Annotated in this window: 13 protein-coding genes; 5 read left to right on the top strand and 8 right to left on the bottom strand. The window is 72.5% G+C overall.

All coding sequences use genetic code 11. The features are described 5' to 3' along the window. Window positions 1-274: 274 nt before the first annotated feature. From IH26_RS0149785 to IH26_RS0149775, 3 genes are read right to left on the bottom strand one after another with little or no spacing between them, the layout of a single operon-like run. Entirely contained in the window at window positions 275-2,383 is a 2,109-nt protein-coding gene (locus IH26_RS0149785; protein ID WP_030443344.1) for an iron ABC transporter permease, read from the bottom strand. 8 nt (window positions 2,384-2,391) lie between these two features. Next, a complete protein-coding gene (locus tag IH26_RS0149780) occupies window positions 2,392-3,387 on the bottom strand; it encodes an iron-siderophore ABC transporter substrate-binding protein (protein ID WP_030443343.1) in 996 nt (331 codons plus the stop codon). A gap of 30 nt (window positions 3,388-3,417) precedes the next feature. Beyond that, window positions 3,418-4,215: an ABC transporter ATP-binding protein gene (locus IH26_RS0149775; protein WP_030443342.1), complete on the bottom strand. Its 798-nt coding sequence runs from the start codon at window positions 4,213-4,215 to the stop codon at window positions 3,418-3,420. A 148-nt stretch (window positions 4,216-4,363) separates the two neighbouring features. On the opposite strand from IH26_RS0149775, the gene IH26_RS0149770 reads away from it, so the two are divergent. Beyond that, window positions 4,364-4,888, top strand: coding sequence for a GNAT family N-acetyltransferase (locus IH26_RS0149770; RefSeq protein WP_030443341.1), 525 nt, complete (start codon window positions 4,364-4,366; stop codon window positions 4,886-4,888). 5 nt (window positions 4,889-4,893) lie between these two features. Here the strand turns inward: IH26_RS0149770 and IH26_RS60815 are convergent, their stop codons facing one another. The 3 genes from IH26_RS60815 to IH26_RS0149755 all read right to left on the bottom strand — a co-directional run bounded on the left by IH26_RS60815 (window position 4,894) and on the right by IH26_RS0149755 (window position 6,488). Next, window positions 4,894-5,058 carry a hypothetical protein gene (locus tag IH26_RS60815; protein WP_157437826.1) on the bottom strand — a complete coding sequence of 55 codons (165 nt, stop codon included), beginning with the start codon at window positions 5,056-5,058 and terminating at the stop codon, window positions 4,894-4,896. A 107-nt stretch (window positions 5,059-5,165) separates the two neighbouring features. Beyond that, complete coding sequence (locus IH26_RS0149760) at window positions 5,166-5,939, bottom strand: IclR family transcriptional regulator (RefSeq protein ID WP_030443340.1); 774 nt, start codon at window positions 5,937-5,939, stop codon at window positions 5,166-5,168. A gap of 48 nt (window positions 5,940-5,987) precedes the next feature. After that, entirely contained in the window at window positions 5,988-6,488 is a 501-nt protein-coding gene (locus tag IH26_RS0149755) for a hypothetical protein (RefSeq protein ID WP_034217925.1), read from the bottom strand. A gap of 262 nt (window positions 6,489-6,750) precedes the next feature. On the opposite strand from IH26_RS0149755, the gene lexA reads away from it, so the two are divergent. From lexA to IH26_RS0149740, 3 genes are read left to right on the top strand one after another with little or no spacing between them, the layout of a single operon-like run. Next, on the top strand, window positions 6,751-7,416 hold the full coding sequence (lexA, locus tag IH26_RS0149750) for a transcriptional repressor LexA (protein WP_157437827.1): 666 nt from the start codon (window positions 6,751-6,753) through the stop codon (window positions 7,414-7,416). A gap of 34 nt (window positions 7,417-7,450) precedes the next feature. Further along, on the top strand, window positions 7,451-8,311 hold the full coding sequence (locus IH26_RS0149745; protein WP_030443337.1) for an intradiol ring-cleavage dioxygenase: 861 nt from the start codon (window positions 7,451-7,453) through the stop codon (window positions 8,309-8,311). Next, window positions 8,308-9,333, top strand: coding sequence for a maleylacetate reductase (locus IH26_RS0149740; protein ID WP_030443336.1), 1,026 nt, complete (start codon window positions 8,308-8,310; stop codon window positions 9,331-9,333). The genes IH26_RS0149745 and IH26_RS0149740 overlap by 4 nt, the downstream gene beginning before the upstream one ends. A gap of 12 nt (window positions 9,334-9,345) precedes the next feature. On the opposite strand, the gene IH26_RS0149735 is transcribed toward IH26_RS0149740, so the two are convergent. Next, a complete protein-coding gene (locus IH26_RS0149735; protein WP_030443335.1) occupies window positions 9,346-9,927 on the bottom strand; it encodes a hypothetical protein in 582 nt (193 codons plus the stop codon). A gap of 251 nt (window positions 9,928-10,178) precedes the next feature. Then, the gene (locus IH26_RS0149730; RefSeq protein ID WP_030443334.1) at window positions 10,179-10,853 is read right to left on the bottom strand and encodes a TetR/AcrR family transcriptional regulator; all 675 of its coding nucleotides are present in this window, start codon (window positions 10,851-10,853) and stop codon (window positions 10,179-10,181) included. A gap of 119 nt (window positions 10,854-10,972) precedes the next feature. Between IH26_RS0149730 and IH26_RS0149725 the strand changes: the two genes are divergently transcribed. Next, window positions 10,973-11,596: a DUF4232 domain-containing protein gene (locus tag IH26_RS0149725; protein ID WP_084599824.1), complete on the top strand. Its 624-nt coding sequence runs from the start codon at window positions 10,973-10,975 to the stop codon at window positions 11,594-11,596. The last annotated feature ends 4 nt before the right edge of the window (window positions 11,597-11,600 follow it).

Below are 11,600 nucleotides of genomic sequence, written 5' to 3'. Positions count from 1 at the left end.
CCACTGATCACCGAATACGCCGACCTCGAACAAACCCGCTACGCCCGCACCAGCAACACCCACCGACGACCAGCCACTACACGGTCTTGAGCCAACGCAAAATCTCACCGGTCAGGACCCGCGACAGCCTGCTTGTCCGCCGCCCCACACGGGCCATGCGCGGTGCCCCGCGAACAACGCGAGACGTTTGCCACTCACCGAGCCGGCAGCGCATCAGCCGCGCCGAGCAGAACGGCGCGCATGCATCAAACGCCTCACCTCGCCCGCCGGCCGGTCAGGCGGTGCGGCTGCGCCAGAGGAGCCAGACGAAATAGGGCGCGCCGATCAGCGCGGTCACCAGCCCGGCGGCCAGCTGCGTCGGCGCCAGCACCGTGCGCCCGGCCGTGTCGGCCACGCTCACCAGCACCGCCCCGAGAGCGAACGCCACCGGAACCGACCGGGAGTGCGAGGCCCCGGCCAGAGCTCGCGCGGCATGCGGCGCCACCAGTCCCACGAACGCCAGCGCGCCGACCGCACAGGCCGCCGCCGCGGTCAGCACCGCGGCAACCGCCAGGAACCCCAGCCGGGCGCGGCGCAGCGGCACCCCGAGCACCCGCGGCACGTCCTCGTCCAGCGAGACCAGGTCAAGTGTGCGACTCGCGGCGAGCGTCAGCGGCAACGCCACCAGCAGGACCAGCGTGACCGGCAGGATCTGGCCTGGTGTCCGCCCGTAGGTGGAGCCGGCCAGCCAGGTAAGCGCTGTCCCCGTGTTCCACGGCGCGATCACGACCACGACCAGGGTGGTGATCGCGGTCGCTCCCGCGCTGACCCCCACGCCGACCAGGACGATCCGGTCCGAGGCCGGCCCGCGACCGGCCGCCAGCCAGTAGACCAGCGCGAACGTGCCGAGCGCCGCGACCGTGGCCGCCGCCATCACCGGCCACACGCCGAGGCCGGGCAGCAGGAGCACCACCGCCACCGCGCCGGCGCTCGCGCCCGGCGTCACGCCGAGCAGACTGGGCTCGGCGAGCGGGTTGCGGCAGACCGCCTGCACGATCGAGCCGGCCAGCGCCAGCGCGGCGCCGCCCAGCAGGGCGGCCAGCACGCGGGGCCACCGCTGGTCGAGGACGAAGCCGACGTTCCGCCCGGCGGCGCCGCGCCACCAGTTGGCCACGTCGCCGAGCAGGACGATCCGGTCGCCGAGCAGCAGCGCGGCCACGGCCGCGGCGACCAGGACCAAGGCGAGCAGGATCGCGACGGTGACGATCCAGCCGCGGGACCGCACCGAGCCGTGCCCGCCGCGGGCCGGCGTGGCGGCCGGTCCGCCCTCGCGGGTGCGCCGGGCCAGCCAGACCAGCACCGTCGCGCCGGACAGCGAGGTGACGATGCCGGTCGGCACCGAGATGGCCACGTCGGCCGGGAGCACCGCGCGCATCAGCACGTCCGCGCCGACCACGATGAGCGCGCCGGTCAGGCCGGCGAGGGGCAGCAGCAGGAGGTGGGCGCCGAGGCCCGGAATGCGGCGGGCGACGAGCCGGGCGATCACCGGCGCGCACAGCCCGGCGAAACCGATCGGACCGGCTACCGTGACCGCGATCGCGGCCAGCAGGACGGCGGCGAGGACGGCGAGGACCCGGGTCCGGCGGACGTCGACGCCGAGCACCCGGGCCGGGTCGTCGCCCAGCGCCAGCACGTCCAGCCGGTGCGCCAGGAGCAGCGCGGCGAGGACGCCGAGGCCGACGATCGGCGCGGCCCGGGTGACCTGTTCCGATCCGGATTGCACGGTGCTGCCGCTGCCCCAGGCGAACAGACCGATCGTGTTCTGCTGGAACAGCATCAGCAGCACGGTGGTCAGCGCGTCGAGCGCCAGGGCCACCGCCGATCCGGCCAGGATCAGCCGGGTCGGGCCGGCCGTGCCGCCGCGGGCGACCAGCAGCACCAGACCGGCCGCGAGCAGGCCGCCGAGGAAAGCGGTCAGCCCGCCGAGGAAGAACGGGAGCGACACGCCGAACGCGGCGACCGCGACCACCGACACGTACGCGCCGGCGTTGACCGCGAGCGTGTCGGGGGAGGCGAGCGGGTTGCGCGCCACCGACTGCACGACGCCGCCCGCCACCCCGGCCGCGAGGCCGACGAGCAGGGCGGCCGCCAGCCGGGGGACCCGGCTGGCGACCAGCACCGCGACCGCTTGTGAGCGTTCGGTGTCCTGATGCGCCCAGGGCCAGAGCGCTCGCAACAGCTCGGAAACGCTCAGATTCGCGGTTCCCTGCGCGAGGTGGATCGCGGAGAGGACGACGAGCAGCACGATCAGACCGGCGAAGAGCACGACGATCCGGTACGGCCGGGGCCGGCCGGGCGCCGGCGGCGCGACGACTTGGTCAGGGGCGTTGATCGTGCTGGTCATCGTCATCCTCAGGCGCTCAGCGCGGCGACGACCGCGTCGATGTAGGCCGCCGCCGAGGCCGGGCCGCCGAACATCCAGATGCCGTCCGGCAGGCGCTTCACCCGCTGGCCCTGTACGAACGGCAACTGCTTCCAGACCGCGTTGTTCTTGAGCGAGTCGGTGTAGTCGCCGCCGTCGGACTTGTTCGCGGCGTACAGGAAGGTGGTCTTCGCGTCTTTGATCCTGGTGAGTCCCTCGACGTCGGTCTGGGCGAGGCCGTAGTCCTTGTCGCCGCCGGTGGTCCACTGGTTCTGCAGGCCGAGTTCCTTGTCGACGGCGCCGAAGAAGGAGTTCGGGGTGTACATCCGGATCGACACGGTGCCGGAGTCCACCCAGCCGTCCGTCATCACGAACGGCGCGCCGGTCCGGTCCGCCTTGGCCAGCGCCTCCTTTCCGGCGGCGACCTTCGCGTCGAAGCCGGCCAGCAACTTGGCGCCCTGCGCCTCGGTGCCGGTCGCCTCGGCCAGCGTGGTCACCGTCCTGCGCAGGTATCCGATCGGATCCGATCCGTCCGAGCCGCGCAGCGCGATCACCGGCACCTTCTTGGCGATCTGCGCGATGACTGTCTCCGGCAGGTCGGTCGTGGTGACGACCAGATCGGGGTCGAGCGCGACGATCGCGTCGAGGCTCGGCTCGCCGCGCCGGCCGACGTCCGGGGTCTTCGGGTCGATCGGGGTGGTCGAGTCCCAGAGGTTGTAGCCCTTGACGTCGGCCTGCCCGGCCGGCTTCACGCCGAGCGCGAGCAGGTTCTCGGTCAGGCCCCACTCCAGCGAGACGACGTTCCTGGCCGGCGCGGCGAGATGGACCGTGCCGCGCTCGTCCTGGAGGTCGACCGGGCCGGAGGGCGCGGAGGACGCGGGCGCCGCGGCGGCGCCGGCCGGGTCCTCGGTGGTGCCGCAGGCCGCGATGAGCAGCGCGGTGAGCGCGGCCGCCGTGGTGGCGAACGCTCGGCGGGTGATAGCCATCTTCTCGGGGGGACCTTTCGGATCAGGTGATCAAATGGTGTTGTGCCGGCCGACCGGCCTGGTGCGGACGTGACCGCCCTCGTCGATGTGCACGTCGATGCGCAGCCCGTAGACCTCGGTGAGCAGTTCCGCGGTGAGCACTGCCGAGGGCTTGCCGGTCGCCCGGACCACGCCCCGGTCCAGCAGCACGAGCTCGTCGGCGACCGCGGCCGCCTGATCGAGGTCGTGCAGCACCACCCCGACCGCGACGCCGTGCTCGTCGGCGAGGTCGCGGACGATGTCGAGCGTCTCGATCTGATAGCGCAGGTCGAGGAAGGTGGTCGGCTCGTCGAGCAGCACCACGCCGGTGTCCTGGGCGAGGCAGGTGGCGAGCCAGACCCGTTGCAGCTCGCCGCCGGAGAGCTCGTCGACGGCGCGCTCGGCCATCCGCTCGACGCCGGTGAGCCGCATCGCGCGGTCGGCCAGCGCGGGCCCGTCCGGGTCGCCGGCGCCGAACCGGGTGCGGTACGGATGCCGGCCATACGCGACCACGTCCCGCACCCGGACGCCGCCGGGGGTGGGGCGGGACTGGGTGAGCAGGGTGACCCGGCGGGCGAAGTCCCTCGGGCGCAACGCGAGCGCGTCGGTACCGTCCAAAGTGACCGAACCGGCCCGCGGGGCGTGCAGCCGGGCCAGCGAGCGCAGCAGCGTCGACTTGCCGGAGCCGTTGGGGCCGATCAGCGCCACGACGCGGCCGGCGCGCAGCTCGACGCCGGCCCCGTGCACGACGGTGCGGCCGTCGTAGGCGAGCGTCAGCCCCGCGCCGATGAGGGCGGCCTGTCCTGTCATGAGGTGAGGCTAACCTAATTAACCGACCGAGTGAACGGCGGTCCCGCGAGGTGAGCCCGGTCACGATCGATCGGGAGGGTCGCCGGATAGCATGGGCGCCCGCACCGCACGTCGAAGCCCTGCCCACGACCAAGAAGGCCGCCACACGATGATTGACGTGGTCGAGAAGGAGCGGTCCGCCGACGAGCGGTTCGTGGCGGAGCTGACCGACTTGGTGAACGAGGTCTACGCCGCCGGCGAGAAGGGCATCTGGCTGGAGGGCACCGACCGGACCGGCCCCGCCGAGATCGCCGCGATGATCGAGGCCAGTCAGTTGGTGGTGGCGCGCGACGGCGACGCCGTGATCGGCGCGATGCGCCTCCAGCGCCTACCCACCGGCGAGGGCGAGTTCGGCATGCTGGTGGCTCACCCGGCGCGGCGCGGCGCCGGCATCGGGCGTGGTCTGATCGCGTACGCCGAGGGCTGGGCCCGATCGCAGGGCCTGCCCACGATGCAGCTCGAGTTGTTGTTCCCCCGGCGCTGGACGCATCCGGTCAAGCAGTTCCTGCACGACTGGTACCAGCGGCTCGGCTATCGGGTGGTCCGGCACGGCGACCTCGGCGAGGACTATCCCGACCTGGTTCCGCGCCTCGCGACCGAGTGCGACTTCCTGGTCTTCCACAAAGCGCTCTGAACCGCTCAGCCCGCGAACGTCAGGTACAGCAACCCGCCCAGCGCCAGCACCATCAGCAGGATCAGCCCGCCGACGACCAGGGTGGCCGTGGTGCCGCCGCCGTCCTTCTCGTAGTCGATGCCCGGCTGCTCGTCGGCGTCCTTGCGCGGCACGGCGGTCCTCCTGCTCATGATGGAACGGGCGGAGGGTAGCCATCGTGATCGGCCCGGAACGACCCTCGATTCCGCAGTGCGAAACGCGTGACCGGCCGCAACGCGCCGATGACAGCCGGTGCGGGTCAGGCGGCGGGGCGTTGCCGAGCCAGCACGCTGCGCACCAGACGGCCGGTGCTGTGCAGCTTCGGGCTCGGGTAGCGCAGCGCCGCGCCCACCACCGCGAGCGCCCCCACGACCCGGCCGGAAACGTGCACCGGGACCGCCGCGCCCGCCATCCCGACCAGGAACTCGCCGGACTGGATCGCGTACCCGCGGGCGCGGCTGGCCGCCACGTCGGCCGCCAGCAGATCCGGGTCCACGATGCTGGCCGCCGTGCGGGGCGTCAGCCGCAGGCGGGGCACGACGGTGGCCGCGCCCTCGGGCGACAGGCCGGAGAGCACCGCCTTGGCGATGCAGCCACTGGAAAGCGGATACCGCCGGCCGATCGGCGAGGTCGCGGCGGCCGGCGGCTGCAGCGGCTCGCGCCGGCCGATGATGAGCAGGGACAGCGAGTCCCAGTCCACCTCGGCGATCAGCACGGTCTCCCCGGTCATCCGGGCGAGCTCGTCGGCCGCGGCGCCGGCCCGGTGGGTGATCGCCGAGCTCCCCGAGACCTGGCTGCCCAGCTCCACCAGGCGCACGCCGAGCAGGTACGCCCCGTCCGGGTCCTGCCGGAGGAAGCCACGTTCGATCAGGGTCACCGCGATCCGGCGCACGCTCGGCCGCGGCATGCCCACCGCATCGGCCAGTTCGGACAGCGTCAGCCGCGGGTGCGCCGTGCTGAACGCGCTGAGGATGTCCAGCGCCCGGGCGACCGATCGGACCTCGCCACGACGATCCGCACCCGAACCGGACATGCCGCGAACAGTACCTTCCCGTCAGCCGTGGCGCTCCTCGAGGCCGCTTCAGCCGTAGCGCTCCTCGATGCCGCGGAAGTACTCCTCGAACTCCTCGTCGGTCGGCTCCCGGAAGTAGTCGTACGGCGCCACCGACACGCCCTCGACGATTTCCCGTTCGTCGTCCGCCGAGGCCGACGGATCCAGGTCGCGGGCCGTGCGTGCGCCCATCGAGAACAACGCGAATCCCGGCTCGAACCGATAGCCCACATCGATCGGTTCGTGCGCGTATCCGCGCGCGGCGAGGTCGGCCACCACGTCCGCCATGAACCGGTAGGTCAGCTGCACCCCGTCGAAGAACACCTCCTCCCCGCCGTCGCCGGTGTAACCGATCTCGACGACCTCGACCGTGTCGTCCTCGGCATAGGTGAGAATCAGCATCGGGACCGTTTCGTAAATGGCCTTGTCCTCGCGTCCAGGATGGACCGGCGCCCCCAGCCGCGCCTCGACCACCTCGCGGCTCTCGCCGACCTTCGCCGCTGCGACGCCCTCCCCGGGCAGGATTTCCATGCGCGGCATGATGCCACGCCTCGCTGCTGACAGAGGATGTCGGTCAGCGCGTCCTGGCGTCGCCGCATGACGAACAACTTCACTCGGTCACCCTGAAACATCGTCAAACCCGGACCGATACCGTACGCCCGGCAGCCCGCCCGACCGCAGCGGCCGTGAACCGGGATTCGCCTCGCGAGCCAGGCGTCCGGTCCGGGCCGTGCCGCGACCGCCGGGCTTGAGTGGGTGGCCGACGGCGCGCCGCATCTCCCGCACGCGGATGATGCGGCAAGATCCTGGGGTGACACTGGAACACCTGGACGGCTCGGAACGGGACGGCTCGGAGCTGGGAGAACGGCAGCGCCGGATCCTCGCGGTCATTCAGCAGTCGGCGCTGCGGCACGGCTATTCGCCGTCGACGCGGGAGATCGGTGACGCGGTCGGGCTCTCCGCCTCGTCGGTGAGCCGGCATCTGCGGGCCCTCGAGGACCTCGGGTATCTGCGGCGCGGCACGGCGACCCGGCCGGTCGACGTCCGGATGTTCCTGCGGCCCGCCGAGGACCGGCCGAAGAGCGACACGATCGGGGTGCCGCTGCTGGGCGACATCGCCGCCGGCACGCCGATCCTGGCCGAACAGAACTCGGACGAGGTGCTGAACCTGCCGCACGAACTGGTCGGCAAGGGCAACTTGTTCGCGCTGCGGGTGCGCGGCGACTCGATGATCGACGCGGCGATCTGCGACGGCGACCTGGTCATCGTCAAGCAGCAGAGCGAGGCCTACAACGGCGACATCGTGGCCGCGATGATCGACGACGAGGCGACGGTCAAGGTGTACCGGCGGCGCGGCGGCCACGTGATCCTGGAGCCACGCAACGCCGCCTACCGGGACATCGACGGCGACCGCGCGGTCATCCTGGGAAAGGTCGTCTCGGTCATGCGCCGGACCTAGGTCTGCCCGGCCGGACAGACCCTAGGCTGGGCACGTGAACACGTTCAGCGAGGAGCACTCGGCCGAGGTCGTGGCCGCGAGCTTTGCCAACACCCCCGACGACCGGCTGCGCGAGGTGATGGGCGCCCTGGTCGAGCACCTGCACGCGTTCGTCAAGGAGGTCGAGCTCACCGAGGCCGAGTGGGCCACGGCGATCGATTTCCTGACCCGGACCGGGCAGAAGTGCGACGCGAACCGGCAGGAGGTCATCCTGCTCTCCGACGTGCTCGGGGTCTCGATGCTGGTCGAGACCATCAACCACCGGGCCGGCCGCGGGTCCACCGAGTCGACCGTGCTCGGGCCGTTCCACGTCGTCGCGTCGCCGCCGCGCGAGCTGGGCGACGACGTGGCGCTGGACGGCAAGGGCACGCCCTGCCTGGTCTCCGGCCGGGTGACCGGCACCGGCGGCGAGCCGGTGCCGGGCGCGCAGGTGGACATCTGGCAGGCCAACGACGACGGCTTCTACGACGTGCAGCAGCCGGGCGTCCAGCCGGAGCTGAACCTGCGGGGACTGTTCACGACCGATGACGACGGACGGTACTGGTTCCGATCGATCGTGCCCAAGTACTACCCGATCCCGGACGACGGTCCGGTCGGGCAGCTCCTCTCCGCGACCGGGCGGCATCCGTACCGGCCGGCGCACCTGCACTTCATCGTCTCCGCCCCCGGCTATCAAACGGTGACCACGCACGTCTTCGTGGCGGACAGCCCGTACCTCGATTCCGATGCCGTCTTCGGGGTCAAGGAGAGCCTGATCCGGGACGTTCCGGTGGTCGACGATCCGGCCCGCGCCGCCGAGCTGGGGCTGGACAACCCGTTCCGGACGCTGACCTTCGACATCGTGCTGCAGCGATGAACTTCGTCTACGACGCGCTGCCGATGCGGGTGGTGTTCGGCGCCGGTTCGCTCGACCGGCTGCCCGAGGAGGTCGAGAAGCTCGGGCTGGAGCGGGTTCTGGTGCTGTGCGGGCCGCGCCAGGAGGCGGTCGGCAAGCGGGTCGCCGCCGCGCTCGGCGAGCGCTGCGGGGGCATCCTGCCCGAGGCGACCATGCACGTACCGGTCGAGGTGGCCCGGCGGGCCCGCGGGGTGGCGGCCGACTTGGGCGCCGACGGCTGCGTCGCCGTCGGCGGGGGATCGGCGATCGGGCTCGGCAAAGCGGTCGCGTTGGAACAGGGGTTGCCGGTGGTCGCCGTGCCGACCACGTACGCCGGATCGGAAATGACGCCGGTCTGGGGGCTGACCGAAAGTGGCGCCAAGCGCACCGGCCGTGATCGCCGGGTGCTCCCGGTCAGCGTGGTCTACGACCCGTCGCTCACCCTGAGCATGCCGGTCGGCCTGGCCGTGACCAGCGGGATCAACGCGATGGCGCACGCCGCCGAGGGCCTGTACGCCCCGGACGGCTCGCCGGTCGTCGCGCTGATGGCCCGGGAGGGCATCCGGGCGCTGACCGCCGCGCTGCCGGCGATCGTGGCCGCCCCCGAGGACGCGGCCGCCCGGGCCGACGCGCTGTACGGCGCATGGCTGTGCGGGGCGGTGCTCGGCGCGACCACGATGGGCCTGCACCACAAGCTGTGCCACACCCTCGGCGGCACGCTCAACCTGCCGCACGCCGAAACGCACACGGTGGTGCTGCCGCATGTGCTCGCCTACAACGGCGGAACGCCGGACGGCGGCTCGCTCTGGCGGCTCGAAGGCGAGCTCGGCGCGCCCCGATCGCTGCGCGAACTGGGCATGGCCGCCGCCGACATCGACCGGGTCGCCGAGGTCGTCGCGGCGGCCGACTTCCCCAATCCGCGGCCGGTGACCGCCGCCGGCGTGCGGGAGCTGCTGCACGCCGCCTGGGCGGGAGACCCGCCACCCGCCTCGGCTGCCGGATGAGCTGGCGGCGGCTCAGTGGCAGTCGACCTGGGGGTTGGTGGTGGCGAACTCGCCGCTCGGGTTGTTCTGGTAGAGCCACACGTGCAGGTCGTAATGGATCGGCATGGGCGGCCGGCCGGGCGGCAGCGGGTGGCCGGGCATCGGCCCGTTGAAGGGGTGGCCGAACAGCGTGGGCCGGTCCTGGTCGGTCTCGAGGTTCTGGTCGGCGTCGGCGCGGAAGTACTCCAGCGCGGCCAGCCGCGCCTTCCCGCCGGCGGCGGTGTAGACGAGGACCTCCGGCCGGGTCGGGTCGATGTTCGGGTCGCCGGCCAGCGCCGGGTTGACGTAGTGGAAGCCCATCCCGGGCATGCAGTCCCTGGTGGGCAGGTAGCCGGCCGTGATCGCCCGCCGGACGTCGCGGAACCGGCGGGTCGCGTCCAGCAGCACGGCCCGCTGCGCGCCGGTCAGGCGCGGCGTCCCGTTCGGGGTGTCGTGCGGCGTGTGCGCGGCTCGGGCCGGGGCCGCGTCGGCCGGGGCATTGACGACGGCGACGGCACAGACGCCCACCAGCAGTGCGGCGAGGTGCCGGGACCAGCGTTCGGACGTGGCGGCCACGGCGAGATCTCCCTCCGGCTCGGGCCCGGAGACTCCAGGCTCCGAACCGGGATTCTGCTGCCGCGCGCGGGGCCCGGAGCCGCTATCCGGCGCCGTCACCCGTCCGGGTTCTCCAGCCGGCGGTGACCGGGCCTTCTGGCTGCCGCTACTCGGGGCGGCCGGCGGGCCGGGCGGCCGCAGCGGCACTCTGAGCCGAGACGGATGGCAGGCGGGCCGGGCGGCCGCGGCCGCGCTGTGCGGCGAGGCGGCTGTCAGGCCGGTGGGGCGGCGGCGCTCCGCGGGGTGGCGGCGATGCCCTCCAGGAGGGCGGTCAATGCCCAGCGCCGCCGCTCCATGCCGGTACCGGCGAAGAGCTCGTCCCTGACCCGGCTGACGTTCGGGTAGTCGGCCGGGCCGGCTTCGCTCACCGCCTCCATCTGCTGGTCGCCCGCCTTGTCGTCGCCGTCGCCGTGCTCGGCCGCCGAGGCGGTGGTCATCTGCAGCAGCAGGTCGACACCCCAGGCGGCCTGGGCCGGCGGGACGCCACCCTCGTGCAGCAGGCCGAGGAGGGTGTCGATCAGGCGCAGGTATCGGGGACCGGCCGGCCGCAGAAGCAACACCGACCGCGCGAGCCCGGGGTACTTGTCCAGTATTTCGCGATATTCGTCCAATAGGGCGATGATCCGATGGCGCCAACCCCCGCACGGGGATTTGTCGGATAAATCGGACAGGAGGTCGTCCAGCAGGGCGCCATGCAACTCGGCCATGTTCGCGACGTAGACGTACAGCGAGGCCGGCCCGGTATCCAGCTCACTGGCCACCCGTCGCATGGTGACCTTCTCCAGCCCCTCCTCCCGCAGCAGACGGAGGGCCACGGCGATCACCCCGTCCCGGCTCAGCGGCGGCTTCGCGGGACGATCACGGCGGCTGACCGGGGCTTTCCTCATGCCGCCGATCGTAACGAACGTGTTCGCGCAGGGGGCGGGTGTGCCGGCGTGGCCCGGATGGGGTTTGATGAACGGGACCCGGCCCGACCACGTGGACCCCGCCCGACCACAAGGTTCCGATGAGACGTCTTCCTTATCTTCTTGCCGCCCTGCCCCTCGTGCTGGTCACCGCCTGCTCGAACGACAAGCCGCCGGTGACCGCCGACCGCGGTGCCGCCTGGGTGGTCCCCCCCGGCGCCGCGACCGAGCCGCCGATCCCGTCGAACCGCACCGCCGAGGCCACCCCGGCCGCCGGCGGCACCGCGGCGGCGAGCGGCGTCACCCGCTGCCACACCGGTGGGCTGAAGGCCGAGACCGGCGGCGTCGAGTCCAACGCCGGCGTGCTCTACCTGTCGCTGGTGTTCACCAACAAGTCGGCGGGCAAATGCTCGCTGACCGGCTATCCGACCGTGTCCTGGATCAGCGCCAAGACCGGCAAGACGGTCAACAAGCCGTTCACCCCAGACACCGGCCCCGCCGCCCCGGTCGTGCTCGCGCCGGGGGCGAAGGCGCATGCCACCCTCGCGTACCACCTGCCCGACGAGGTCGACCCGGTCAAGTGCAAGCCGGTCAACGTCAAGGGCTACCGGGTCGTGCCGCCGCAGGAGAGCACGTCGATCCTGGTGGTCGGCTCCACCGTGGCCTGCTCCTCGACCGGCATCAACACCGGCAAGGTCCTGGCGATCATCGCAGGGGCGAAATAGGCGG

Source organism: Actinoplanes subtropicus (assembly GCF_000721705.1).
Taxonomy (GTDB): domain Bacteria; phylum Actinomycetota; class Actinomycetes; order Mycobacteriales; family Micromonosporaceae; genus Actinoplanes; species Actinoplanes subtropicus.
The sequence above is the reverse complement of the archived record's forward strand: the minus strand, read 5'-3'. Positions and strand labels throughout refer to the sequence as shown.

Coding starts and splice junctions, on each gene's coding strand:
- IH26_RS0149785 (WP_030443344.1), bottom strand. CDS start 2,383: ATGACCAGCACGATCAACGCCCCTGACCAAGTCGTCGCGCCGCCGGCG.
- IH26_RS0149780 (WP_030443343.1), bottom strand. CDS start 3,387: ATGGCTATCACCCGCCGAGCGTTCGCCACCACGGCGGCCGCGCTCACC.
- IH26_RS0149775 (WP_030443342.1), bottom strand. CDS start 4,215: ATGACAGGACAGGCCGCCCTCATCGGCGCGGGGCTGACGCTCGCCTAC.
- IH26_RS0149770 (WP_030443341.1), top strand. CDS start 4,364: ATGATTGACGTGGTCGAGAAGGAGCGGTCCGCCGACGAGCGGTTCGTG.
- IH26_RS60815 (WP_157437826.1), bottom strand. CDS start 5,058: ATGAGCAGGAGGACCGCCGTGCCGCGCAAGGACGCCGACGAGCAGCCG.
- IH26_RS0149760 (WP_030443340.1), bottom strand. CDS start 5,939: ATGTCCGGTTCGGGTGCGGATCGTCGTGGCGAGGTCCGATCGGTCGCC.
- IH26_RS0149755 (WP_034217925.1), bottom strand. CDS start 6,488: ATGGAAATCCTGCCCGGGGAGGGCGTCGCAGCGGCGAAGGTCGGCGAG.
- lexA (WP_157437827.1), top strand. CDS start 6,751: ATGCGGCAAGATCCTGGGGTGACACTGGAACACCTGGACGGCTCGGAA.
- IH26_RS0149740 (WP_030443336.1), top strand. CDS start 8,308: ATGAACTTCGTCTACGACGCGCTGCCGATGCGGGTGGTGTTCGGCGCC.
- IH26_RS0149730 (WP_030443334.1), bottom strand. CDS start 10,853: ATGAGGAAAGCCCCGGTCAGCCGCCGTGATCGTCCCGCGAAGCCGCCG.
- IH26_RS0149725 (WP_084599824.1), top strand. CDS start 10,973: ATGAGACGTCTTCCTTATCTTCTTGCCGCCCTGCCCCTCGTGCTGGTC.